Genomic DNA, 25,920 nt, shown 5'->3' on the forward strand with positions numbered 1-25,920 from the left:
AAATGTGTTACAATGATACCAATCAGTATATATTTTTTGGAGGAATAAATAAATGAGTGACTTCTATACAGAACAGCTTGTAAAAAAACAGTCTGGGGCAAAGGAGATGGCGATCAGAGCGGGGCTGATCGTACTGACGGTCATCGCCGTGTTTATCGTGCTTATGTTTCCGTTAGGGATCATTCTGCCGATACTGGCTGTTGTGCTGGATGTATTCATGTTCCGCAGGCTGAATGTGGAGTATGAATATCTGTTTGTCAACGGAGATCTTGACGTGGACAAGATCATGAGCCGTGCAAAGCGTAAGAGAATGTTCTCGATGAATGTTTCAGAGATGGAACTTCTGGCGCCGTCAGATGCTCCGGAGCTTCGTCAGTATCAGAACGCAAAGACGCTGGACTTTTCTTCCGGAACCGGACAGGCTAAGTTGTACACATTAGTCGTAGCGGATCACGGGGAACTGAAAAAAGTGGTATTTGAGCCAAATGAAACGATTATTGAAGGCTTTTTTGTGCTGGCACCCAGAAAAGTCATCAGAAAATAGTTGACAAATCATGTCAGGATTCGATATGATAGCTGTTAAATATTACAATTTTGCAATGGTGAAAGAGAGGATGAAAAATCATGGGAAAGATTATCGGAGAAGGAATTACATTTGATGATGTTCTTTTAGTACCGGCTTATTCAGAAGTGATCCCCAATCAGGTGGATCTGTCTACGTATCTGACCAAGAAGGTGAAGCTGAATATACCGATGATGAGTGCCGGAATGGATACAGTCACTGAGCACCGGATGGCGATTGCTATGGCGCGTCAGGGAGGAATCGGTATTATTCACAAGAATATGTCCATTGAAGAACAGGCAGAAGAAGTAGACAAGGTAAAGCGATCGGAAAATGGGGTAATCACAGATCCGTTTTTCCTGTCTCCGGAAAATACACTGGAGGATGCCAATAATCTGATGGCAAAATTCAGGATCTCAGGTGTGCCGATCACAGAAGGAAGGAAATTGGTCGGTATCATTACCAACCGTGATTTGAAGTTCGAGGAAGATTTTTCTAAAAAGATTAAAGAATCCATGACCTCCGAGGGACTTATTACAGCTCCGGAAGGCATTACATTAGAAGAAGCAAAGAAAATCCTTGCAAAAGCAAGAAAAGAAAAGCTGCCGATCGTAGATAAGGACTTTAACCTGAAAGGTCTGATCACGATCAAGGATATTGAAAAACAGATCAAATATCCTCTGTCAGCAAAGGATGGACAGGGACGCCTGCTCTGCGGAGCCGCAATCGGTATCACCGCGAACTGTCTGGAGCGTACCCAGGAACTGGTAAACGCCAAGGTAGATGTAGTGGTTATGGACTCTGCTCATGGACATTCCGCTAATGTTATGCGGACAGTGGACATGGTAAAATCCAAATTCCCGGATCTGCAGGTGATCGCAGGAAATGTTGCTACAGGAGAAGGAACAGAGGCCCTTATCAAGGCCGGCGTAGATGCGGTGAAGGTGGGAATCGGACCGGGATCCATCTGTACGACCCGTATTATCGCGGGTATCGGTGTTCCTCAGATTTCTGCAGTTATGGATTGCTATGAAGTTGCAGACAAATACGGAATCCCGATCATTGCGGATGGCGGTATTAAGTATTCCGGAGATATGACAAAAGCCATTGCAGCAGGTGCAAACGTGTGCATGATGGGAAGTATTTTTGCCGGATGTGACGAAAGCCCGGGAACCTTTGAACTGTACCAGGGAAGAAAATATAAAGTTTACCGCGGCATGGGCTCTATCGCGGCTATGGAAAACGGAAGCAAAGACCGCTATTTCCAGAGCGACGCCAAAAAACTGGTGCCGGAGGGAGTGGAAGGCCGTGTGGCATATAAGGGATCCGTGGAAGATACAGTATTCCAGCTGATGGGAGGCCTCCGGTCCGGTATGGGCTACTGCGGCGCTCCGACAATTGAGGATCTGAAGCAGAAGGGTCAGTTTATCAAGATTTCTGCGGCTGCACTCAGAGAGAGTCATCCGCATGATATTCATATCACGAAAGAGGCACCAAACTATAGTGTAGATGAATAGTTGATTAGAGAATGAAAAGCCAGGCGCAGATGCGTCTGGCTTTTTTTGACAGGACAGTAAAAATTTACTAAAATCTTAAAAAAGTACAAATGAAAAAAGGGAATGTAAAAAATATTTAAAAAAAGTGAAAAATCACAGAAACTTTGTCCTAATGCTTCGAAGGTCTGCTGTGGTAAAGTGTATACATCCAAAAAAGTTCATCGAATGAAGTCAAAATCTTTATGCCGACCATGAAGTCCTGCTATGCGGCGGCCATCGTGACCACGTTCATGACGAGCTGGAATAATTATCTGTGGCCGTTGACCGCACTGCAGTCGCCGGAAAAGAGAACTCTGCCGCTGATTCTTTCCGCAATGGGTTCCTCTTATACGCCAGATTATGGTATGATGATGGTGGCGGTTGTGATCGCGACAATCCCGACAGCATTGATCTTCTTCCTGATGCAGAAACAGTTTGTGGCAGGAATGACAGGCTCTGTAAAGGGATAGCTTTGAAAGGAAGAGAGGAGTAACAGATATATGACAGCAAAAGAAGCGAAGCTTTCGTGGCTTGAGGATCCGGAGGTTTTTGCCGTAAACCGGATCCCGGCACATTCGGACCACACCTATTTTGAAAAGGAGACAGAGGAGAGGCCGCTCAGACAGTGTCTGAACGGCTCCTGGCTGTTCTCCTATGCAAAAAATCCGTCTATGCGTGTAGAAAGATTTTATGAGGACAGCTATGACTGCAGCGGATTTGATACGATACAGGTGCCGGGTCATTTGGAGACTCAGGGGTATGGACGAAACCAGTATATTAACACCATGTATCCCTGGGACGGGGAAGAATTCTTACGTCCGCCCATGGTCTCAAAACGCAATAATCCGGTGGGGAGTTATGTGAAGTATTTTACTCTGGAAGAACAGATGAAAGGAAAAAGGACTTTCATCTCTTTCCAGGGGGTAGAAACTGCCTTTTATGTGTGGCTGAACGGAACATTCATCGGTTACAGCGAGGATAGCTTTACGCCGGCAGAATTTGAGCTGACAGAGACTTTGCGGGAGGGAGAAAATAAACTGGCGGTAGAGGTATATAAAAGGAGCAGTGCAAGCTGGCTGGAGGATCAGGATTTTTTCCGGTTTTCCGGAATCTTCCGGGATGTATTTCTCTACAGTATTCCCAGAGTGCACGTGCGGGATATCTTCGTGAAAGCAGGTCTTACGGATTCCTATCAGGAGGGGACGCTTGAGATCCGGGCAGAGCTTATTGGAGATATAGACGATGTAACGATTGAGGCAAGTCTTCGGGACGGGGATGAGAAAGAAATCTGGAACGGAAATGCAGAGGGGAAGGAAGAGGTCTTTTTTAAAGCTTCCGGACTTGCTGTTCTGCCGTGGAGTGCAGAGGAGCCAAGGCTTTACCGCCTGTATCTGTATGTAAAGAACGAAGAAGGACAGATTCTGGAATTTATCCCGCAGAAGGTGGGCTTTCGCCGGTTTGAGATGAAAGACAGGATCATGTGTCTGAACGGGAAGCGAATTCTGTTTAAGGGTGTGAACCGGCATGAGTTTGATCCGGTAAGAGGCCGGGCCATCACCAGAGAGGATATGCTGTGGGATATCCGGTTTATGAAGCAGCATAATATAAATGCAGTCCGCACCTCTCATTATCCGAATCAGACCCTTTGGTATGAGCTTTGTGACGAGTACGGAATCTATCTCATCGACGAGACCAATCTGGAAAGCCATGGATCCTGGCAGAAATTAGGAGAAGTGGAGCCGTCCTGGAATGTACCTGGGGATCGTCCGGAATGGAAGGCTGCGGTCCTGGACCGTGCGTCATCTATGTTTGAACGGGATAAGAACCACCCGTCTGTTCTGATCTGGTCCTGCGGAAACGAATCCTATGCGGGAACAGATATAGAAGCGATGTCCGAATATTTTCACGAGAAGGATGACTCCCGGCTGGTGCACTATGAAGGGGTATTCTGGAACCGGAAATACGACCATATCAGTGACATGGAAAGCCGGATGTATGCAAAGCCGGCGGAGATCGAAGAGTATCTTGAGAATGATCCGAAAAAGCCATATATCAGCTGTGAATACATGCATTCTATGGGGAATTCCACAGGCGGTATGAAGCTGTATACGGATCTGGAGAAAAAGTATCCTCTTTATCAGGGAGGATTTATCTGGGATTATATTGATCAGTCTCTGTACCGGGTCAATGAGCTGGGAGAGCGGGTACTGACTTACGGCGGCGATCACGATGAAAGAGCCACAGATTATGAGTTCTGCGGAAACGGCATTGTCTATGCGGACAGGAAGGCATCTCCAAAAGCTCAGGAGGTGAAGGCTTTATATGCGGATATCAAGCTGGAGCCGGATGAAAAGGGTGTAAAGATTATAAATGACAGCCTGTTTGTCTCTACCGGAAGATATGTGCTGGCATATCGTCTGTTAAAGGAGGACCGGTGTCTTTACGAAGCGGAGACAGAGACGGATGTGGCGCCGGAAAGCGAGGCTTATGTGAACCTGACCTATCCGGAACTTCCAGGTACTGGTGAATTCATCTATGAAGTATCTCTGCGGCTTAAGGATGACACTCTGTGGGCAAAGGCCGGCCATGAGATATCTTTTGGGCAGTACGTGAAGAAGACAGCAGACAAGGCAGAAGAAAAGACCTGCCCGCTGGAGATCATCCGGGGGGATGTAAACATCGGGGTCAGAGGAAGAGGATTTACAGCCATGTTCTCTAAGGCGGAGGGCGGGATCGCATCTCTTTGCTATGATGGCGTGGAATACATTACGAGGACACCGAAGCTCACATTCTGGAGAGCGCTTACGGACAATGACAGAGGAGCAAAGACCGGCTTTGACGCTGCTCAGTGGATGACTGCAGGATTGTTTTATAAACTGACTGATGTGGATGTACAGGAGCAAAAAGACCAGGTGTGCGTTACGTTTGAATATCTGCTTCCAACGGTTCCGCAGACCAAAGCCTATGTTTCCTATCGGGTGACAGGCGACGGAAAGATCCACGTACATGCTTTGTATAAGGGAACAGACGGGCTGCCGGAAATGCCTGCTTTCGGTATGGACATGAAACTGAAAGCAAGGTATGATAGAGTAAGGTATTACGGACGGGGACCTGAGGAAAACTATCTGGACCGCAGGGAAGGGGCAAGGCTTGGTGTGTACAGCTATCAGGCTGCCGATAACTTATCTGCTTATCTGTTCCCGCAGGAGTGCGGAAACCGTATGGATGTACGCTGGGTAGAAGTAACAGACGCGGACGGTCAAGGACTTCGCTTTGAAACAGAAGGTGTTCCTTTTGAAAACAGTGTTCTTCCCTGCAGTGCTTACGAGCTGGAGGCGGCCACGCACCGGGAAGAACTGCCGAAAGCTCACTACAGCTGGGTACGGATCCTTGAGAGCCAGATGGGAGTTGGAGGAGATGACAGCTGGGGAGCTCCAGTGCATGAGGAATACAGACTTTCTTCGGATATTGACCGGAATATAAAATTTACCATTCAAAAGGTGTAATATGGAAGATTATTGTAAGGTTCTGATCATTGATGATGAATTCATCATGCGTCAGGGCATGAAGCATATGCTGGAATGGGAAAAAGAAGGCTTTCAGATCGTTGGTGAGGCCACCAACGGTCAAGAGGGCCTTGATTTGATTGAAAAGCTGGAGCCGGATATCGTGCTTGCGGATATTGTCATGCCGGTGCTGGACGGGATTGAATTTTCCCAGATCCTGAAGCAGAAATATCCGGGAATCCAGCTGATCATTCTCAGTAGCTATGACAAATTTGAATATGTAAAATCTACACTGCTGAACGGAGCGTCAGATTATATACTGAAGCCCACACTCAATCCGGAGATCCTTCTGAAAACCCTGCAGAAGGCGGCAAGGAACATCCCCGGGCTTACACTGCGCAAGGAGAAGGAGCTGTCGCCCCGAGTGATGCTGGAACGCTTTCTGATGGGATACCGGGATAGACTGGATGAGGTGTTGTTTGTTAATACTTTTCCACATAGTTTGTACCGGGTCGCGGGAATTGATCTGCGTGCTTTGCAGGAAGGGCAAAAGCCCCGCATCGTGAAGTTTAGCGATATGGCGGAGGAATATTTCGAAAGACAGACAGAATATGAAATGCTGTCAGTGCTCATTGAAGAAGAGATCCTCTGCATGGTATTCAATTTCCGCGTCAGGGATGAAGAGCGTGTTCTGAGGGATATGCAGGGGTTTGCGGATAAAATGAACAGCATCTTTGACCGGGTATTCTTTGTGATAGGAGACAGCTTTTCCGGGATTCAGGGAATACGGAAAAGTTATCAGAAAGAAATACGTCCGAATCTTGGAATGAAATTTTATTACCCGGGAACGGCGATGCTTCTTAGCAGCCAGGTAAAGATAACGGCCGAGGAGACCCGGTTCGCGTTTGAAGACTACAGCAGTGCACTGATGCGGCGGCAGTATGGCAGGGCGCTGGAGATGTTCCGGGAATATACGTTTCTTTTGTGCGAAGCGAAAGCGGATGTGTACCGGCTGAAAAATTTGACGAAAAATCTTTTCTACAATTATCTGATCGAGATGGAAAAGTGCCAGGTGGATATCGGAACCATGAAGAGAGCTTATTTTTCCAGTATCGACAAGGCGGAAAACGTGGAAAAAGTCAGAAGCGGTGGCCCGTATCATGAAAAGCATGGAGGAAGACGGGCAGAAACATATGACGATAATGGATTCCGGCAGTGTGCGCTCTTATCAGATGCCCGTCAGCTTACCAGCACTTATAACACGATGATCCGTGATATCAATCAGTATATTGAACAGATTGTCTCCATAGAGAAAGAGAAACGCACCGCAGAGATCCATGCGCTTCAGATGCAGATCAATCCGCACTATATGTATAATACTCTGGCCAGTATAAAATGGCTGGCCTGGCAGCAGGATACGAAGAAGACGACAGAGGTGATCGATGCATTTATTTCGCTGCTCAGAAATACGATCAGCAATACAGATGAATTTATCACGGTTGAGCAGGAAATCCGGAATCTGGAAAATTATGTAAAGATCAATCAGGTGCGGTACGGAGATCATGTAAAGGTGGAATATTATATTCCGGTGCAGTGTATGGAGTTAAGGCTTCCCAAACTGATCCTCCAGCCTTTTGTAGAAAATGCATTTTTCCATGGATTTCCGGAGGGACGTACCGGCTGCATCCAGATTTTTGCACGGCTGGAGGAGAGGTATCTCCGGTTTGATATTGAGGATAACGGCGTGGGGATGAATGCAGAAACGCTGATGTCGCTTAAGCAGAAGGAGAAGATCAAGGGAGAGCATTTCACCGGGATCGGTGTGAATAATGTGGATGACCGGATTAAAATGATCTATGGTATGGACTATGGCATCAATATTGTCAGCAAAGAAGAGAGCGGGACAACGGTAACGATCAAAATACCGATACGAAAATAAAAGAAAAGAGGGGACAGGATGAGAAGAGAAGCATTTGGAGTGACGAAAAAAGGAGAAAGCGCCTGGCTTTATTCACTGGAAAACAGGCAGGGGCTGAAAGCCCAGGTGACAGACTATGGGGCGGCGCTTGTGCGGATGATGGTGCCGGACCGGGACGGCAGGATGCGGGATGTGGTGCTTGGATACGGGGACGTGTCGGGATATGAAAAGGGCACCTGCTTTTTTGGCGCTACGGTGGGACGATGCGCCAACCGGATCAGAGGAGGAAGTTTTACACTGCGTGGAAAGACCTTCCTGCTGGAGAAAAATGACAATGGTGTCAATACGCTGCATGGCGGACGGGATTTCACAAACCAGAGACTGTGGAAGGTGGAGAAAGAAGAGGCGCAAAGCATCACCTTCCTTCTGCACAGCCCGGACGGAGACCAGGGATTTCCAGGAACAGTGGATATCAGGGTTACATATGAGCTGACGGATGACGATGTACTTAGGATCCATTATCATGGCATGCCGGATCAGGACACCATCCTTAATTTTACCAATCACAGCTACTTTAATCTTGACGGACACGGAGCAGGAAATGTGCTGGAGCAGAAAGTATGGATTGATGCAGATGCATATACCCGGGCGGACCGGCAGTCTATCCCTACCGGAGAGATCGTATCGGTGGAAGGGACGCCTATGGATTTCAGGACCGGGCAGCTGATCGGTGCCCGGATCGGGGAAGATTATGAGGCTCTGAATTTTGGCGGAGGCTATGACCATAACTGGGTATTGAATGGCAGCGGCCTGCGGCGCGTGGCCGGTATGTGTTCTTCCCGGAGCGGGATTGGGATGGAAGTGTATACGGATCTGCCGGGGATGCAGTTCTACACGGCCAATTTCGTGGAAGATGAAAAAGGGAAGGAAGGCGCCGTGTATGGAAGACGGCAGGGAGCCTGCTTTGAGACACAGTTCTTCCCGGATGCCATCCATCAGGAATCATTCCCGTCTCCTGTAGTACATGCCGGGGAGATCTATGACACCACCACGGAATATCACTTTTTTAAAAATTCATAAAATCCTAAGGTTCTTTTTCGGAAATCTTCCTGGTTCTGTGATAAGATAGCAGCAGATGGGAAGGATATCTGATGAAACGAAAACGGACACAAAAGATCAAAGGAAGAACAGCAGCACAAAAAAAGAGGCGGATGAAACGTGCGTTGCGCCTCGGTTTTGTGCTGCTGATTTTATTGGCCCTGCTGCTTGGTGTGATGAAGGTTTCCGGGCGGTGCTCCAATGAATATTCAGAGCGGACAGGAGATGCCATAGATGCGCTCCGGCCGGAGATGGATGTGGAGCTTCTGACAGTAAATCCCTATTCCAGACCGGGGACCAGTACACAGAAGATCACCGGGATCGTCGTGCATTACACAGCCAATCCCGGGGCAACTGCCATGGAGAACAGGAATTATTTTGAGAATCTTAAGGATACCCATGAGACAAAAGCCAGCAGTAATTTTGTGGTGGGGATTGAAGGTGAGATTGTACAGTGCGTTCCGACCTGGGAGGTGGCATACGCGTCCAACAGCCGGAATATTGATACGGTTTCCATTGAGTGCTGTCATCCGGATGAGACCGGAAAATTTACGGATGCCACATACCGGTCGGTGGTAAATTTGTGCGCCTGGCTGTGCATGAAGTTTGATCTTGGAGCCGATGACGTGATCCGTCATTATGACGTGACGGGGAAAGAGTGTCCCAAATATTTTGTGGATCATGAGGACGCCTGGGAAAACTTCCGGCAGGATGTGAAGGAAACTCTTGCCAGGCAGCAGAATTACTGATATGATTGTACAGGTAAATGTAGAGGAAGAGAAGAAAGGCGTGAAGGCATGAACGATTTGGAGATGTACAGAGAACAGCTTGCCCTCTGCGATGATAAGATCATCGATGCGCTGATGGAAAGAAACGCGATCATCGAAAAGATCATGGCATATAAAGAAGAATATGGGATGCCGATCCTGCAGCCTCAGCAGGAGAGAAAGCAGAAGGTAAGGCTGGAGCAGAAACTGGAACACAATAAGTACCAGGATGAGATCTATGATGTGTTCCAGAGGATCCTGAAAAACAGCAAGCGGATCCAGGCAAGAAAACTGTTTGATTATAATATCGTGCTGATCGGATTTATGGGAGCAGGAAAGACTACCGTGTCCGATTACTTAAGTACGATGTTTGATATGGATATTATTGAGATGGACCAGGAGATCACGGACCGGGAAGAGATGAGCATCCCGGATATCTTTGCCACATACGGGGAAGAGTACTTCCGGGATCTGGAGACCAGTCTTCTGGTGGAGCTGCAGGACCGTAAAAATGTGATCATTTCCTGCGGCGGAGGGACTGCTCTTCGGGAAAACAATGTGGCTGAGATGAAGAAAAACGGCCGTGTCGTCCTTTTGACGGCCAGCCCGGAGACAATCTACGAGAGAGTGAAGGACAGTGACGACAGACCGGTGCTGAAAGGCCGTAAAAATGTGGACGGCATTGCAGAACTGATGGAACAGCGCCGGGAGAAATATGAGGCGGCCGCTGATATCGTGGTACAGACAGATCACAAGACTGTGCTTCAGGTCTGCGAGGAGCTGGTGCGGCGGCTGTCGGAAATGGAAGAGGATTATGTTTAAGACGTTTTATCCAGATCAGTACCTGGCATCTACCTATGTGATAGATTTTGAAAAGCTATATAAAGAAGGATTCCGGGGACTGATCTTTGATATTGACAACACTCTTGTGCCGCATAACGCCCCGGCAGACGACAGGGCCATTGCGCTGTTTGAGAGGTTAAAGTCGATCGGCTACCGGTGCTGCCTGATCTCAAATAATCAGGAGCCCAGAGTAAAAATGTTTAATGAAAAAATCCAGGTGGATTATGTGTATAATGCCCATAAGCCATCTACGAAAAATTATATCCGCGCCATGGAGATCATGGGAACGGACCGGAGCAACACGATTTTTATCGGCGACCAGCTTTTTACAGACGTGTGGGGAGCAAAAAGGGCAGGGATCCCTAATATCCTGGTAAAGCCGATTCATCCTAAGGAGGAGATCCAGATTGTTTTAAAGAGGTATCTGGAGAAAATAGTCCTCTTCTTTTATCGGAGAGAGCAGAAGAGAAAAAAGGGTTGAAAATAGGCGGAATATATTATAAAATGATTAGAGCGAATAGAACGTAAGAAGTGCCGGAGAGGCACGGTTTAAGGAGGATTATATAATGGCAACAAAGTCAGCAGGCGAATTTAGAAATGGCATGACACTTGAAATTGACGGCAAGGTATGTCAGGTAATGGAGTTTATGCATGTAAAACCCGGAAAGGGAGCGGCATTTGTCCGTGTAAAATTAAAAGATATCATCAACGGTGGTGTGGTAGAGACAACCTTCCGTCCGACAGAGTCTTTCCAGGAAGCATTTATTGAGAGAAAGAAGATGCAGTATCTTTACAATGACGGAGATCTTTATTACTTTATGGACAATGAGACCTTCGATCAGATTGCGGTAGGAGCTGAGGATGTAGGAGATTCTCTGAAGTTTGTAAAAGAGAACGAGGAAGTAACGGTAAGCCTTTATCAGGAGAAGCCGTTTGCGATTGAGCCGCCTCTTACGGTAGAGCTGCAGGTAACAGAGACTGAGCCGGGATTCAAAGGAAACACAGCTCAGGGTGCTACCAAGCCGGCTATCGTAGAGACAGGAGCTCAGGTATCAGTTCCGTTGTTCGTTGATCAGGGAGAGATGATCAAGATTGATACCCGTACCGGAGAATATCTGTCAAGAGTTTAAGAATCGTATAAAGATCTTAGGAAAAGCCTTGCAATTTGTGCAGGGCTTTTTTATAATGTTCATATCTATCCAATACGCGCCGGTGTTCCTGCCGGCAGATTCTTGTTCTACTATTTTTCAATCCGGTATTTCACCGGTATCTTCACAGAATGTAAAAAACTGCAGCAAAAGAAAGGAGATTCAATGACGTATGACCGTTTTGTTATGAGTATCCTGGAAAGGGTGCAAAAAGGTGTGGGGGACTCTGTGTCTGTATCTGTCTATACAGCGGTGAAGAACAATGGCACAAAGCGAAAGGGCCTGACTTTGACGGAAAAAGGAGTGAACATCGCACCAACTATCTATCTGGAGGAATTTTATCAGAGGTTCCTTAGAGGAATGACGGAAGAAAAGGCGGCAAAGGAAGTGATAAAGCTTTATGACCAGGTGCGCGCCGGGCGTTCCTGGGAAAAGGGAAAGCTTGAAAAATATGTATCTGTCCGGGATCATATCATCTACCGGCTGATAGGAAAGAAGGCGAATATGCGTCTTTTAGAGGAAATTCCCCACAGAGAATTTCTGGATCTGGCGGTCGTTTACTATGTGCTGCTAGAGGTAAATGATTTTGGGACGGCGGCAATGATGATTAAAAAGGAGCATATGAAGCTGTGGCAGGTAACAGAGGATGAGCTCTACCGGCGGGCCGGAGAAAATACCAGGAGAATCCTGCCGGAGGAATTTTGTACTATGCATACTGTGATACAGGACATGTTTGACCTGGAGCCCCGGGAAGCATCCGTAAACAGCGAAGAAGGAGAGTTTGTAGAGACCCTCTATGTACTGACGAACCGCCTTCGAAGTCACGGTGCGTCGGCGCTTCTCTATGAGGGGTGTTTAGAACAGATTGCAAAGAAGCTTTTCTGCAACTATTTTGTGCTGCCGAGCAGTATTCATGAAGTGATCATTACTCCGGACCGACATCAGTTCTCTTATGAAGAATTGTCAGCTATGGTAAAGGAGATTAATGAAACACAGGTAGAAGCGGAGGAAGTGCTCTCGGACCATGCCTATTATTACGACAGGACACGAGGGGAATTGACATATTTCTGATGCCTGTATAAAAAAGTAAAGGAAATGTGAGATTTGTGTTCATCATTTCCTTTACTTTATAAAAAAAATGTGTTAATATAACTAAGGCAATTTCATAAAGCCTTTTTATGCACCCGTAGCTCAGGGGATAGAGCACCGCCCTCCGGAGGCGGGAGCGGCGGTTCGAATCCGCCCGGGTGTGTACTTTTTTTATCAGATGGAGAGATTTCTCCATCTGATAAACGTTTCGCAGAGTTATGCGGGACGGACAAAATCAGCATGTGCATATATGGAGGTAGTCTTTATGGAAGGAAGACAAAAAGGCATACTCCTGCTGAGAAAGATCGTGACTGTTGCTGTATTGGCCGGTCTGGTTCTTGCGGTAGGAGCAGGCGGATGGATCCTGACTAAAGATAAAAGCCAGAAAGCACAAAAGATAAGTTTAAAAGAGCAGAAAAAGGAAAATGAAGGCTGGGAGAATATGGCTGATAATCCTTTGCTCAAAGGAGAGTATCCGCAGGTGACCCGGGCGGTGGAGGCGTATTACAGTGCGCTTGGAGATGAGACAAGCTTTGTGGAGGGATATGAGAATCTGAATGTTTATACAAAGCTTGGGAAATATCAGGATACATATGTGGCTTTTGTCCGGTATGATATGAAGATCAGGGATGTCTATACCGGAGTGCCGGGATTGGGTACACTTTATGTAACAGAGGATGAGGATGGTAAGTGCCAGGTGGAGACCCAGGTGGAGGAAGATGAAATTCACGATCTTGTAGAGGCGGTCACCGGCCATGAGGATGTGCAGGCGCTGCTTACAGAGACGCAGAATGCTTACCGGCAGGCTGTCCAGTCAGATGCACTGCTTAAGGAGGCTCTGCTGGATTTAAAGCAGGCCTATGAAGATTCAGCCGGAAGCTGAAGAATATACGATAAATGATAGAGACAAGAGAGGCCGATCCCTGTAAGGACGGCTTCTTTTTATAATGAATAAAGAACATTAGGAGAAAAATGATGAGGAATTATGGGAGGGCATTTAAAAAAGCATTTCCGTATACAATTCCGGTGCTGACGGGATATCTGTTTATCGGGATTGCCTTTGGGGTGATGTTTGAAGAAAAGGGGTATTCCTTTTTATGGGCGGCATTGATGAGCCTTATGGTCTATGCGGGATCCGGCCAATATCTTGCCGTGAATTTTTTTGTGCCGGGTGTTTCATTCCTGCAGGTGGTATTTATGACTTTGATGGTTAATATCCGGCATATTTTCTATGGGATTTCTCTGCTGGAAAAGTTTCACGGTATGGGAAAAAAGAGATGGTATATGATCTTTGGCCTGACAGATGAGACGTATTCCCTTTTGTGTACCACAAAGATCCCGGAAGACATAGAGGAAGATAAATTTCTGCTGGCAGTTTCTCTGCTGAATCAATCCTATTGGGTCATAGGTTCGGTGATCGGAGGTCTTGCAGGGAATTTCCTGCCTTTTGATTCGGAAGGCATTGATTTTGCCATGACAGCGCTGTTTGTAGTAATATTCGTGGAACAGTGGATGGAGGCGAAAAACCGCATCCCTGAAATGATCGGGGTGGCCGCCGCACTGCTTTGTCTTAGTATCTTCGGTGCGGATAATTTTGTTCTTCCGTCTATGCTGCTGATCACATTTCTGCTGTTTGTGGGGAGAACCCGTCTGGAAAAGGAGGTGGAAGGCTGATGCCTGTAGATGCGATAACTTCTTTTCTGATCATTCTGGCAGTGGCGCTTACCACTTTTGCCACCAGAGTGTTCCCTTTTCTGGTGTTTCCAAGAGGGAAAGAAATTCCGGATGTAGTGAAATATTTAGGAAAGGTGCTGACGCCGGCAGTGATCGGGATGCTGGTAGTTTACTGTCTGCGTTCGACAAAGATCCTGGCTGCACCCTATGGACTTCCGGAAGCGGCAGCTGTCATAGTGACGGCGGCGCTTCATGTCTGGAAACGGAATAACCTTCTGAGTATAGGCGTGGGGACTGTTCTTTATATGTTTCTGATCCAGTGTTTTTCCTAAAAAACAGCGGGCCAAATCCGGAAAAGACTTCCGGTTTTCTGGCCCGCTGTTTATTTTTAATTCAGATCCATTTTTTTCTTCATCAGTATATAGGACAGGATATAGAGGACCACTGCCGTAATTACAGAAAGAGCCAGTGAGAACGTCAATATTCTGACCATATATTCGACCAGACTTAAGGAACTTTCTGTTCCCGCGGGAACAATAGCAAAATTTCCGTATGCCAGGTCTGCGGCAAACATAACGATAAAGGAAATTACAGCCATCAGTGTGGATAGTGCAAAATAGCAGGCGATAGCTCCAATCACACGGTGAGAGGAAAACAGCTGGCCAAGCACGATGGAGGCGTAATACATGACTATGTTGCCGACGCATCCGATAAATCCTGAGATCAGGAGGACAAGGATGATCTGGCCCGCGGTGACATCTGCATATTTCCCTGTGAAGCCAAGTTCCTTCATCAGTTCCCCCTGATTTTCATAAAACAGTTCCATGAAAGCTGGGGTGGCAATCCCGATATACAGGGATGCCAGGATAAAAACATAGTCGATCATAGCCCAGATGCTTCCGGAGATCGTTTTGGCAAGAAGATGCTGGCCGGGAGTCACAGGAAGGGTCTGGGAAAGATAGCCTTCGTCGGAAAACAGGTTTCTGTAGAACCGCACGACAATGACAATGGATGTACCAAAAGTAATTCCTGTGATCAGGAGCGTATACATCACGATCGCAAGACCGAACAGGAAGCCGTCGGTATCAGTGGACAGGTGGATCTGCCCGGTGATAAAAATTCGTAAAAATATGGTCATCAGCAGTAAAAAGCCGTGCAGGATAATCAGAAACCGGTTCAGGGATCTGAGGTCGTATTTAATTAATTTGATCAGCATCGGAACACCTCCCTGAATAAAGTATCTACGGATCTGCCCTGCTCCATGCGGATGTCATCCACGGGAGCGTTCATGGCAAGACGTCCTTCCTTAAGGAAAACTACACGGTCCAGGATATTTTCAATATCGTGGATCAGATGTGTAGATAGAAGGATTGTGGACTCTTCGTTATAATTTGCCAGGATCGTGTGCAGAATATAATCTCTTGCAGCAGGATCCACACCGCCGATGGGCTCATCCAGGATATAAAGCTTAGCGTCCCGGCTCATGACCAGAATCAGCTGTACTTTTTCCTTCGTACCCTTGGACAGGGTGCGCAGCCTTGCGTCTGCGGAAATTTCCAGATCCGAAAGCATCTGGTAAGCCCGGTCTGTGATAAAGTTATCGTAAAAATCGGCAAAGAAGCGGATGATGTCCCGGACCTTCATGGATTCATCCAGATAAGTGCGTTCCGGAAGATAGGAAACAATCTTCTTTGTATCCACTCCCGGAGCTTTTCCGTCTATCAGCACCTCCCCGGACGAAGGGTTTAAAAGGCCGTTGATGAGTTTGATCAGTGTTGTTTTTCCACTGCCGTTCGGTCCCAGAAGACCGACGATCTGGCCGCTGTCCAGAGATAGAGTCAGGTCGTTCAGGGCATAGAAGTGGTTGCAGTATTTTTTGGATAGATTTCGGCATTCTAAGATTGGATTCATATCAGTGTCCCCCTCTTTATGGTGTCCTGGAGTTTTTCAAGAGTCTCCTTCTCCTGGAAACCAAGCTGTTTCATTTTTTCCATAAAATCCTGAATGTGGCGGGAAGCAAGCTCATCCCTTAAGTTTTTTAACATGGTCTCATCCTCCGTGATAAACCGTCCGCTGGTACGGCGGGAGTGTACCAGTCCGTCCCGCTCCAGCTCGGACAAGGCTTTTTGCATTGTGTTTGGGTTTACCGCGGCATCTATGGCGAGTTCCCTGACAGAGGGCAGTTTATCGCCGGCTTTGTAGACGCCGGATACGATATCCTGTTGGATACGTTCCATCAGCTGCAGGTAAATAGGGCGGTCATTATCCAGATCCCATGGCATAGACTTCACCTCTCTTTTATTATAAAGAATACAATTGTATTATCTAATTAATACAATAATGCGTTTTGCACGGAATGTCAAGAAAAAGTAAAAAAGAAAGGACCATATGGCCCTTTCTTTTTTACTTTTTGATGAATTTGGATTTTGGCTGCCGGCAAACCGGACAGGTGTAGTCATCGGGGAGGTTCTCGAAAGGAATGTCGCCGTCATAGACATATCCGCAGACACTGCAGACCCATTTTGTATTATCTGCAGGATCTTCTTCGGGAAGATAGGTGGGAGCATTTTTCGGGCTCTTTCCTTTGATAACGTTATGGTAGTAGGCATAGGTCATGGCAGGGAAGGTATCTAGTACGTCTCCGTCCAGAACAGTCCCTAGAAATACCGTGTGCGAGGAAGTCTCCATCGTGTCGGTTACCTGACAGACGATATAGCCGCAACTGTCATCCAACACCGGAATATCCTCGCGGAAAGTATGCGGTACACCGTCAAATTTGTTGATCTCCCTTCCGGACTGGAACCCAAAAGTGCCGATTAAGGACGGGTCAGATTTCTCGGAGAGGATGGAAACCGCAAATCTTCCTGTTTTTGCAATACAGGAGTTGGTGTAATTGTCATGATTGATACTGATGGCAATGGTTGCAGGATCAGAAGTGATCTGCATAATGCTGTTGGCAGTACAGCCTACCGGTCTGTCTCCGTCAAGAGTGGAGACTACATAGACGCCGTAAGAGAGATTTCGGAAAACCTTTTTATTCATAGTGCTTCCTCCTGTCTATTTTTTAATAATAGTAATTGTTACTAAAATGATAGCACGGATCTGACGGATTTGCAAGAAGAGTTTTAAGATTTGGTTGTTGACGCCCCGGGCTTGTGATAGAATAACAAAGTAAACGCAAGATGGAAGGAAGGTATAAAATGAAGAAGATAATAGATCTGATCGGAGAGGAGCTGGCAGATGGATTCGCACAGGCAGGATATGATGCATCCTATGGAAAAGTGACGATTTCCAACCGCCCGGATCTCTGTGAATACCAGTGCAATGGAGCCCTGGCCGGGGCAAAGGCTTATAAGAAGGCGCCGTTTATGATTGCGGAAGACGTGGCGGAAAAAATTAAGGCGCGCCCCTGTTTTGAAGAGGTTTCTGTTGTGAAGCCTGGATTTATTAATTTAAAGCTTCAGAAGACATATATCGCGGATTATATAAATCAGATGGCGGGAGATCAGGATCTGGGACTTGAGAAGGTAGAGGATCCCAAGATGATCCTGGTGGACTACGGCGGCCCCAATGTGGCGAAACCGCTGCATGTGGGACATCTGCGCTCTGCGATCATTGGAGAAAGTGTGAAGCGTATTGCGAGAAAGATGGGGCATAAGGTTCTGGGAGATATCCATCTGGGAGACTGGGGATATCAGATGGGACTGATCATTACAGAGCTTATGGAAAGGAAGCCGGAACTTCCTTATTTCCAGGAGGAATATGAAGGAGAGTATCCGAAGGAGGCGCCGTTCACCATTGGCGAACTGGAGGAAATTTACCCGACAGCCAGCCAGAAGGCTAAGGAGAATGAGGCGTACAGGGAGAAGGCTCTGCATGCCACATATCTTCTGCAGAATGGACACCGCGGATATACAGCGCTATGGAATCATATCATACAGGTCTCTGTCAGCGATCTTAAGAAAAACTATGCAAACCTTCATGTGGAATTTGATCTCTGGAAGGGCGAGTCAGATGCGCAGGCTTATATCCCGGATATGGTGGAACGTTTGAAAACAGAAGGGTATGCGCATATTGATGACGGGGCTTTGGTGGTAGATGTGGAAGAAGAGACAGACACAAAGGATGTGCCGCCCTGTATTATCCAGAAATCAGATGGAGCCTCGCTTTACAGCACCACGGATCTTGCAACACTGGTGCAAAGAGAGGAAGACTATCATCCTGACCAGGTGATCTATCTGGCAGATAAACGCCAGGAGCTGCATTTTGTCCAGGTGTTCCGGACGGCAAAAAAGACAGGGATCGTACCAGAAGAGACGGATCTTAAGTTCCTGGGATTTGGAACTATGAATGGTAAAGACGGAAAGCCTTTTAAGACCAGAGAAGGAGGCGTGATGCGTCTGGAGAATCTGATCGCTGAGATAGAAGGCGAAATGCTGAAAAAAATTATGGACAACCGGACTGTAGATGAGGAAGAGGCCAGAAAGACCGCCAGACTGGTAGGTCTTGCGGCTATTAAGTATGGCGATCTTTCGAACCAGGCATCCAAGGATTATGTGTTTGATGTAGACCGGTTTACTTCATTTGAAGGAAATACCGGGCCATATGTGCTGTATACGATTGTGAGGATCAAATCCATTCTGAATAAATACCAGGCAGACGGAGGAAACCTTGCAGGGCTTTGTGTGATGCCCGCGGACAGCGACAGCGAAAAGGCGCTTCAGCTGGAGGCTTCAAAATACAATGATGTAATGGCGGCGGCTTATGAAGAACTGGCGCCTCATAAGATCTGTGCCTATATTTATGATCTGGCCAATGCTTTTAACAGATTTTATCATGAGGTGAAGATTCTGGCAGAGGAAGATGCAAAGAAAAAGCAGAGCTATATTGCATTGCTGCTGCTGGTAAGGTGTGTGCTGGAGGAGTGTATTGAAGTGCTTGGCTTCGAGGCTCCGGAGAGGATGTAGAAAGATGACGACGGAAAAATTATATTTTCAGGACAGCCACAGAAGCGTTTTCGATGCCCGGGTGCTGTCCTGCGAACCATGGAAGGATGGCTGGCGGATCGTGCTGGACCGTACAGTGTTTTTTCCTGAGGGCGGCGGCCAGTATGCTGATCCGGGCTTCCTGGGAGAAGTGGAAGTGGTGGATGTTCACGAGAAGGATGGTGTGATCTATCATTATACGAAGGAGCCTATTGAGGCAGGACAGAAGGTGGAGGGCCGTATTCTCTGGGAGGTGCGGTTTGACCGGATGCAGCAGCATACCGGAGAGCATATTATTTCGGGACTGGTACATCAGAAATTTGGGTATGATAATGTGGGCTTTCATCTGGGAGAAGATTACTGCACCATGGATTTCAACGGCCCGATCACAAAGGATGAGCTAAAGGAGATCGAGCGGGAGGCAAACCGCGCGGTGTTCCGGAATTTAGATGTGATTTCTTCCTTCCCCTCTGAAGAGGAGCGGAGCCGGATGGAGTACCGGAGCAAGATTGAACTGAGCGGAGAGGTGCAGATCATTACAATCCCTGGATATGACGTATGTGCCTGCTGTGCGCCGCACATGAAAAAGACAGGGGAGATCGGCCTGATCAAGCTGGTGCAGATGGATCATTATAAAGGCGGCGAGCGTATCACGATGCTGGCCGGAGACCGGGCGCTTAAGGATTACGGAGAAAAAGAAAAAAATATCAAGGAAATCTCGGCGCTTTTGTGCGCAAAGGAGAATGAGGCGGCTGAGGCCGTTGCACGCTTAAAGGAAGAGGCGAAGGAGCAGAAAGAAAGACTGGGAGCCCTGCAGCAGAAGCTTTTGAGATTTCAGGCGAAGGAAATCCCTGTCGAGGAGATGACACTGGTGTTTGACGCCAGCCTTACCGGAAATGGCCCAAGAGAGCTTATGAACCTTCTGCTGGAACGGGGAGCAGGGATCTGCCTGGTTTTTGCAGGGGATGATGCTTCCGGATACCGGTATGTGATCGGCAGCAGGAGCGAAGACGTACGCCCTGTCGGAAAGATGCTTAACGAGGCGTTTGACGGCCGGGGAGGCGGAAAGCCGGAGATGGTACAAGGCTCTCTTACAGGGACTGAAGAAGATATCCGCCGGATATGTAGAAAATAGAACTGGAATTCATAGTTTCCTTATCTTTTCATCACAGTTTTAACACATTTTCAGGATACACTACAGATATAGAAAGAAAATTGACCTATCTGAAAGGAGAAATAGATTATGGATAACCAGTATACGTATTACAATCCGGAGCAGGACAGCGGCAACCAATATACAGGAGGAAATGGATTTCAGACACAGGGGCCGGAGCCGGATCCCTACAGACAGCCGAAAAAGAAGATGCCGAAATGGATAAAGGTGGCATGCCTGGGTCTGGTGTTTGGCCTTGTGGCAGGTGCGTCTTTTCAGACAGTGAATGTGATCGGCGACAGAGTCTTCGGCACAAATGATAATGACAGCGCGGGAACGGTTAAGCAGACATCTACATCCAGTAATGCAGAACTCACTACTTCTTCGGGAAGCACAGTGTCCTCGGATATTGCCACGATCTCTGCAAATGCGATGCCTTCTATCGTATCCATCACAAACATGAGCGTGGAAGAAGTGCAGAATTTCTTTGGCGGTATACAGGAGCAGCAGAGTGAAAGCGTAGGATCAGGAATCATCATCGGACAGAATGATTCGGAACTTCTGATCGCAACAAATAACCACGTAGTGGAAGGGAATGATACATTGACTGTTACATTTATCGATGAGGAAAGTGTAGAGGCCAATGTCAAAGGTACAAATTCCAGTAAGGATCTGGCTGTAGTAGCGGTGAACCTGAATAACATCAAAGACTCTACGAAAGAAGAGATTGCTGTGGCGACTATGGGAGATTCCAATGAGATTCAGGTCGGAGAGCCTGCGATTGCTATCGGAAATGCATTGGGGTACGGACAATCCGTAACTACGGGTATTATTTCTGCAAAAGACCGTACCATGGACGGCTACGACGGCAGCCTGCTGCAGACAGACGCGGCGATCAATCCTGGAAACAGCGGCGGAGCCCTTCTGAATGCCAATGGCGAGGTAGTAGGCATCAATACAGCCAAGGTGTCAGCAGACAGTGTGGAAGGCATGGGCTATGCAATCCCGATTTCAGATGCCAGTGACATTATTACAGATTTGATGAACCAGGAAACCAAGACAAAGGTATCGGAAGAGGAGCAGGGGTACATTGGGATCCGGAGTGAAGCGGATGTGACCTCCGACCTTGCCGATATGTATAATATGCCTACCGGCGTCTATGTATCAGAGATCATTGACGGTGGTGCTGCGCAGAAGGCAGGCATCCAGAGAGGTTCGATCATTACTGCGATCAATGGTACATCTGTAGATGGCATGACAGCGCTTCAGGAACAGCTTCAGTATTACAGAGCGGGGGAGACCGTGACACTGACGGTAGCAACTGCCGGAAACAACGGTGAGTACGAGAGCTCGGATGTGGAAGTGACCCTGGGCAAGAGTGCACAGTAAGAACGGTTACAGATAGATGAATAAGAGTTGACAGAAGCCGTAAATCTTTTTGATAAAGGTTTACGGCTTTTTTATCAGGCAGATAAAAGCGCGCTTATAATGATTTGTTATTGACACATTTTTAACGAAGGGGTATAATAAAATTTATCAAAAGTTGTGCATAGTGCACGAAATATATGTTTCAAGGGAGGAAAATTATGAGCGCAGCAACAGTTTTATTAATTATTATGTGGATCTTTGCCGCTGTATTTTTTGTAGTGCTGGTGAAGGATGTCATTGCACACAAAAATGAGCTGGATAAGAGTAAAATGGGATTCAACGTGATTGTCAGTATGGTGGCAAACTTCTTTGACACACTGGGAATCGGGAGCTATGCTATCGCAACCTCCGCATGGAAGTTCAACAAGTCGATTAAAGATGATCTGATTCCCGGTACATTGAATGTGGCATTCGGTATTCCGATCTGTGTGGAAGCAACAATCACAATGACCAGAATTGAGATGGATTCCCTGACGCTGGTTCTGATGATAGCGGCAGCTATCGTGGGGTCTATTCTTGGAGCAAAGATCATTTCCAGAATGGATATTATGAAGATTCGTGTGATCATGGGTGTCGCACTGATCCTGGTAGCGATTATTACTCTTTGCAAGATTAACGGCGTTGGTCCTTTCGGTATCCTGGGTACGGCAAGAGGACTGACCGGAGGACTTCTGGTGGCTGGTGTTGTTGCCAACTTTATCCTGGGTATCCTTATGACGGCCGGGATCGGACTGTATGCTCCTTGTATGGCGGTTGTACTTCTGCTTGGAATGAGTGCGGATGTGGCGTTCCCTGTTATGATGGGATCCTGTGCATATCTTTGTCCGGCATGTGGTATTACATTTATCAAAGAGGGAAAATATAATCGTGCGGCAACGATTCCGATGATTATAAGTGGTGCGATCGGCGTTTTGATTGCCGGATTTATTGTAACGAGTCTTCCGCTTACTGTTCTTACATATCTTGTATGTGTGGTAATGGTAATCTGTGCAATTCTGTTCTTCCATGATGCAAGGAAGCAGAAATAACAGAGAAGGAATGAGGAATCTTAAAAGAAATTTTTGAATTTTTTTGTCAGATGTAGTATAATGCTAAATATATTACAATTACGAGGAGGCACATTCTGATGAAATGTCCAATATGTGGTCAGGAATTACGGCCGAGTAAGAAAGATCCGAATTATTTCCTTTGCTACGAATGCAAGAAGAAATTTAAGGTTCCACAGAAAAAGACAGAAAAGCCTGAGAAGGCAGAAAAGAAAGTACGCAGGGCATCGGCAGAAGAAGAACAGTCTTATTCCAATATACCGCCAAAACACGTGCGGAAAAAACGGGAGACTGAGATGCGTAAGGCATATGATGAAATGCTTGCTGTAGAAGAAGGTAAGAGAGGCAAGAAGAAAAAGACCAGAAAGAGAGAAGAAATTGACGATGATTTCTTTGACGACCTGGAGGAAGAAGAGGAGAAAATGTCCAAAGCTCCGATCATTGTTCTTGCGATCGCCATCGTCGTAGTGGCGGCTCTGATTGTATATATGCTGTTTTTCCGGTAATAAGAAAGTGTGAAGGAGACGTATACGTTAAAAGCGTAGCGTCTCCTTTTTTGTGCGTACACCCGGAGGGCGGCCAACATACCTATGTGGCAGACACCGACGGGCAAATATAGATGTTTTCTATAACTGCATTAAAATAAGCAATTTGGGCAGCCTTTCTGTTTGTGGTAGGATGTAAATAGTAGTATATATCGGCAGAGTAAAAGGTGGAAGATAGGAAGTTGAGTATGGCGGAAGGAAAAGAGTACGAACGGTATAGTGAAATCATTTTTGGAGTATTGGAAAGAAACGATCAGATGGAAGGGATGCTGCAGGAACTGTCGGCGACATTCGATCTGCCGGTGATCGTGATCGATCCCTCTGGAAAGATAGAATTTGATTCCGGTGCGGAACAGCTCTATGAACAGCTGGGTATAGAAGAGAGCAGCCGTTCGTTCTGGACAGGCCTGATGGGAGAGTATTACGCAGGTGAGAGTACGGAAGGAGAGACGGACAAGATCCTTAAAAAGGAGGTGGGGAAGGGCCTTATGGCAGCAGGACCGCTTCTGGTAAGAGGGATCCTGACTGGGTTTTGCATTACGTTTCATGAAAAGAGACGGAATGCCGCTTCCCTGAACCGGATGATCACCAGGGCGGTTTCCATCGGAATGAGCTGGAATAAACAGATATACGGTTACCGGGATCTGGGGACAAAGCAGATGCTGAGCAGACTCCTTCTTGGCAGGGATGCCGTCCCTGACCAGCTTCCGGCGGGCATTGAGAGCTCTTTCCGGCAATATGTGGTCCGTCCGTTTCTTCTGGTGCTGCTGAAAACATCCCGGGACTTTATGAAGCAAAGCCCGCATCTCCACAGAGAGATCTGCGATCATTTCGAGGATGTACTGGTGTGCATAGAAGAAGAGGAGGCGGCTGTCCTTTTTACCCGGTGCGATTCTGTAGAAAAGCAGAAAAAAGCGGCTTTGCTGGCAGAGAAGATCACACTGGAATGTGAAGGGACAGCGGTGATCACAGAGGTGTTCGAGGATGAAAAAAAGATATGGAAAAAGCGCCGGATCCTGGAACGGATCTTAAAGATCGGAATGCGGGTAGAACCGGACACACATTTCTTTACAGAGTATGAGCATTATATGGAGCTAATCTGTTCCTATGCCTATGAGAAGCTGGGGGCAGAAGGATACGGATACAGGGATCTGGACCGGCTGGCGGCAGAAGACCGGGAAAAAGGCACGGATTTTTACAGAAGTCTGAAAGAGTATCTTCTTTCTGGAAATCATGTCAATCATGCGGCGAAGAATCTGTATATTCACAGGAATACTATGGTATACCGTCTTGCCAAGATCCATGAGATCCTGGGACTTGACATCAATCAGCCGGATATTTCCAGAAAGCTTCTTCTGACCATGATCCTCCGGGAATTTCAGTGCGGACAAAAAGAGTAGATTGCATTTTATACGGAATATGATAAGATAGTGTCAGCAACAGAAATTGGAGAGGAAATATGAAGCTAGTCAAAGATTTGCCGGAGATATTCGAAGAATTCGGAGAACAAAAAAGAGCATCCTTTCTGGAAGTAAAAAAGTACAAAGAGGCAGGAAAACCGGTGATCGGAGCCTATTGCTCCTATTTCCCGAGAGAGCTTGCCATGGCGATCGGGGCAATCCCGGTGGGGCTGTGTTCTTCGTCAAACGATACGGTAGCGATCGCGGAGCAGACGCTGCCTTCAAATATCTGCCCGTTGATCAAGTCCAGCTATGGATTTGCGGTTTCAGACAGGTGTCCTTTCTATTATTTCTCAGATCTTGTGATCGGGGAGACGACCTGCGACGGCAAAAAGAAGATGTATGAGCTGATGTCGGATTTTAAGGAAGTCTATGTGATGGAGCTTCCCAACCGTCAGTCAGAATACGGGCTGGAATTATGGAGAAAAGAGATCATACGTTTCAAGGAATATTTAGAAGAGCGTTTCCATATTGTCATTACAGACGAGATGGTAAAGAAGGCGATCCATTTAAGCAACGAAAACCGCAGGGCGGTACAGCGGCTGTATGGATTGATGAAACTGGATCCTCCGCCGATGAGCGGACGGGAGCTTTTTCAGATTCTGTATGGAAATAAATATCAGCTGGATCTGGAGAAAGTACCGGGGATCCTGGATCAGGTGAGGGAAAAGATCCTGGAGGAATACCACAGGGATCCGCCGGCAAAAAAGAAGCCCAGGATCCTTATCACCGGTTGTCCCATGGGAGGGGATTCCTCGAAGCTAGTAGACATTATTGAGGACAACGGAGGCGTGGTAGTGGCTTTTGAAAACTGTACCGGGATCAAAGCGCAGGACCGCCTGGTTGATGAAGAAACCCCGGATATCTACGAGGCGCTTGCAGAACGCTACCTGATGATCGGCTGTGCAATCATGACCCCGAACGACAACCGGATCGAACTTCTGGGACGGATCATCGATGAATTCCATGTGGACGGCGTGATTGAGATGATCCTGCAGGGCTGTCATTCCGACAGCATAGAATCCATCAGTGTACGTAACTTTATCCATGAGGAAAAGCACATCCCTTATATGGATGTGACCACTGATTTTTCCCGGGCGGATATCGCCCAGCTGAGCGTCCGTATCTCTGCGTTTCTGGAGATGCTGTAAAACAGGAGAACA

25 protein-coding genes and 1 tRNA gene are annotated in these 25,920 nt (G+C 47.1%); 22 read left to right on the top strand and 4 right to left on the bottom strand.

Annotated features, from left to right (window positions below; all coding sequences use genetic code 11):
* Positions 1-52 precede the first annotated feature (52 nt).
* The 15 genes from BKD12_RS13115 to BKD12_RS13185 all read left to right on the top strand — a co-directional run bounded on the left by BKD12_RS13115 (position 53) and on the right by BKD12_RS13185 (position 14,472).
* Positions 53-544 (top strand): DUF6106 family protein, encoded by a 492-nt coding sequence (locus BKD12_RS13115; protein ID WP_070089797.1) that lies wholly within the window; start codon positions 53-55, stop codon positions 542-544.
* An 80-nt stretch (positions 545-624) separates the two neighbouring features.
* The gene (gene guaB / locus BKD12_RS13120) at positions 625-2,079 is read left to right on the top strand and encodes an IMP dehydrogenase (protein WP_070089798.1); all 1,455 of its coding nucleotides are present in this window, start codon (positions 625-627) and stop codon (positions 2,077-2,079) included.
* 221 nt (positions 2,080-2,300) lie between these two features.
* Positions 2,301-2,567: an ABC transporter permease family protein gene (locus BKD12_RS13125; RefSeq protein WP_070089799.1), complete on the top strand. Its 267-nt coding sequence runs from the start codon at positions 2,301-2,303 to the stop codon at positions 2,565-2,567.
* Positions 2,568-2,597: 30 nt separating this feature from the next.
* Entirely contained in the window at positions 2,598-5,603 is a 3,006-nt protein-coding gene (locus BKD12_RS13130) for a beta-galactosidase, LacZ type (RefSeq protein WP_070089800.1), read from the top strand.
* A 1-nt stretch (position 5,604) separates the two neighbouring features.
* On the top strand, positions 5,605-7,542 hold the full coding sequence (locus BKD12_RS13135; RefSeq protein ID WP_070089801.1) for a response regulator: 1,938 nt from the start codon (positions 5,605-5,607) through the stop codon (positions 7,540-7,542).
* 18 nt (positions 7,543-7,560) lie between these two features.
* The gene (locus BKD12_RS13140) at positions 7,561-8,601 is read left to right on the top strand and encodes an aldose epimerase family protein (protein WP_070089802.1); all 1,041 of its coding nucleotides are present in this window, start codon (positions 7,561-7,563) and stop codon (positions 8,599-8,601) included.
* Positions 8,602-8,672: 71 nt separating this feature from the next.
* Positions 8,673-9,368, top strand: coding sequence for a peptidoglycan recognition protein family protein (locus BKD12_RS13145; RefSeq protein ID WP_070089803.1), 696 nt, complete (start codon positions 8,673-8,675; stop codon positions 9,366-9,368).
* Between the two features lie 48 nt (positions 9,369-9,416).
* Positions 9,417-10,208 (top strand): shikimate kinase, encoded by a 792-nt coding sequence (locus tag BKD12_RS13150; RefSeq protein WP_070089804.1) that lies wholly within the window; start codon positions 9,417-9,419, stop codon positions 10,206-10,208.
* Positions 10,201-10,710 (top strand): YqeG family HAD IIIA-type phosphatase, encoded by a 510-nt coding sequence (locus BKD12_RS13155; RefSeq protein WP_070089805.1) that lies wholly within the window; start codon positions 10,201-10,203, stop codon positions 10,708-10,710. The genes BKD12_RS13150 and BKD12_RS13155 overlap by 8 nt, the downstream gene beginning before the upstream one ends.
* Before the next feature lie 85 nt (positions 10,711-10,795).
* A complete protein-coding gene (gene efp, locus BKD12_RS13160; protein WP_070089806.1) occupies positions 10,796-11,359 on the top strand; it encodes an elongation factor P in 564 nt (187 codons plus the stop codon).
* Positions 11,360-11,542: 183 nt separating this feature from the next.
* Complete coding sequence (locus BKD12_RS13165) at positions 11,543-12,448, top strand: DUF5688 family protein (protein WP_070089807.1); 906 nt, start codon at positions 11,543-11,545, stop codon at positions 12,446-12,448.
* 109 nt (positions 12,449-12,557) lie between these two features.
* Positions 12,558-12,629 (top strand) — tRNA-Arg (locus BKD12_RS13170).
* 102 nt (positions 12,630-12,731) lie between these two features.
* Entirely contained in the window at positions 12,732-13,349 is a 618-nt protein-coding gene (locus BKD12_RS13175; RefSeq protein WP_070089808.1) for a hypothetical protein, read from the top strand.
* 92 nt (positions 13,350-13,441) lie between these two features.
* The gene (locus BKD12_RS13180) at positions 13,442-14,140 is read left to right on the top strand and encodes an AzlC family ABC transporter permease (protein ID WP_070089809.1); all 699 of its coding nucleotides are present in this window, start codon (positions 13,442-13,444) and stop codon (positions 14,138-14,140) included.
* Positions 14,140-14,472, top strand: a complete 333-nt coding sequence (locus BKD12_RS13185) for a branched-chain amino acid transporter permease (protein ID WP_070089810.1) — start codon at positions 14,140-14,142, stop codon at positions 14,470-14,472. The genes BKD12_RS13180 and BKD12_RS13185 overlap by 1 nt, the downstream gene beginning before the upstream one ends.
* Positions 14,473-14,528: 56 nt before the next feature.
* Here the strand turns inward: BKD12_RS13185 and BKD12_RS13190 are convergent, their stop codons facing one another.
* The 4 genes from BKD12_RS13190 to BKD12_RS13205 form a co-directional block, all read right to left on the bottom strand.
* On the bottom strand, positions 14,529-15,356 hold the full coding sequence (locus tag BKD12_RS13190; protein ID WP_070089811.1) for a hypothetical protein: 828 nt from the start codon (positions 15,354-15,356) through the stop codon (positions 14,529-14,531).
* Entirely contained in the window at positions 15,350-16,051 is a 702-nt protein-coding gene (locus BKD12_RS13195; protein WP_070089812.1) for an ABC transporter ATP-binding protein, read from the bottom strand. The genes BKD12_RS13190 and BKD12_RS13195 overlap by 7 nt, the downstream gene beginning before the upstream one ends.
* Positions 16,048-16,422, bottom strand: coding sequence for a GntR family transcriptional regulator (locus BKD12_RS13200; protein ID WP_070089813.1), 375 nt, complete (start codon positions 16,420-16,422; stop codon positions 16,048-16,050). The genes BKD12_RS13195 and BKD12_RS13200 overlap by 4 nt, the downstream gene beginning before the upstream one ends.
* A gap of 121 nt (positions 16,423-16,543) precedes the next feature.
* Complete coding sequence (locus tag BKD12_RS13205) at positions 16,544-17,182, bottom strand: flavin reductase (RefSeq protein WP_070089814.1); 639 nt, start codon at positions 17,180-17,182, stop codon at positions 16,544-16,546.
* A 158-nt stretch (positions 17,183-17,340) separates the two neighbouring features.
* Between BKD12_RS13205 and argS the strand changes: the two genes are divergently transcribed.
* The 7 genes from argS to BKD12_RS13240 all read left to right on the top strand — a co-directional run bounded on the left by argS (position 17,341) and on the right by BKD12_RS13240 (position 25,908).
* Positions 17,341-19,107: an arginine--tRNA ligase gene (gene argS / locus BKD12_RS13210; RefSeq protein ID WP_070089815.1), complete on the top strand. Its 1,767-nt coding sequence runs from the start codon at positions 17,341-17,343 to the stop codon at positions 19,105-19,107.
* A gap of 4 nt (positions 19,108-19,111) precedes the next feature.
* The gene (locus tag BKD12_RS13215; RefSeq protein WP_070089816.1) at positions 19,112-20,260 is read left to right on the top strand and encodes an alanyl-tRNA editing protein; all 1,149 of its coding nucleotides are present in this window, start codon (positions 19,112-19,114) and stop codon (positions 20,258-20,260) included.
* Between the two features lie 108 nt (positions 20,261-20,368).
* Complete coding sequence (locus tag BKD12_RS13220; RefSeq protein WP_070089817.1) at positions 20,369-21,667, top strand: S1C family serine protease; 1,299 nt, start codon at positions 20,369-20,371, stop codon at positions 21,665-21,667.
* Positions 21,668-21,864: 197 nt separating this feature from the next.
* Positions 21,865-22,734, top strand: a complete 870-nt coding sequence (locus BKD12_RS13225) for a sulfite exporter TauE/SafE family protein (RefSeq protein ID WP_070089818.1) — start codon at positions 21,865-21,867, stop codon at positions 22,732-22,734.
* Between the two features lie 98 nt (positions 22,735-22,832).
* Positions 22,833-23,258, top strand: coding sequence for a hypothetical protein (locus BKD12_RS13230; protein WP_070089819.1), 426 nt, complete (start codon positions 22,833-22,835; stop codon positions 23,256-23,258).
* 227 nt (positions 23,259-23,485) lie between these two features.
* The gene (locus BKD12_RS13235) at positions 23,486-24,697 is read left to right on the top strand and encodes a PucR family transcriptional regulator (protein ID WP_070089820.1); all 1,212 of its coding nucleotides are present in this window, start codon (positions 23,486-23,488) and stop codon (positions 24,695-24,697) included.
* 59 nt (positions 24,698-24,756) lie between these two features.
* Complete coding sequence (locus BKD12_RS13240; RefSeq protein WP_070089821.1) at positions 24,757-25,908, top strand: double-cubane-cluster-containing anaerobic reductase; 1,152 nt, start codon at positions 24,757-24,759, stop codon at positions 25,906-25,908.
* Positions 25,909-25,920 lie beyond the last annotated feature (12 nt).

This window comes from Merdimonas faecis (assembly GCF_001754075.1).
Taxonomy (GTDB): Bacteria; Bacillota; Clostridia; order Lachnospirales; family Lachnospiraceae; genus Merdimonas; species Merdimonas faecis.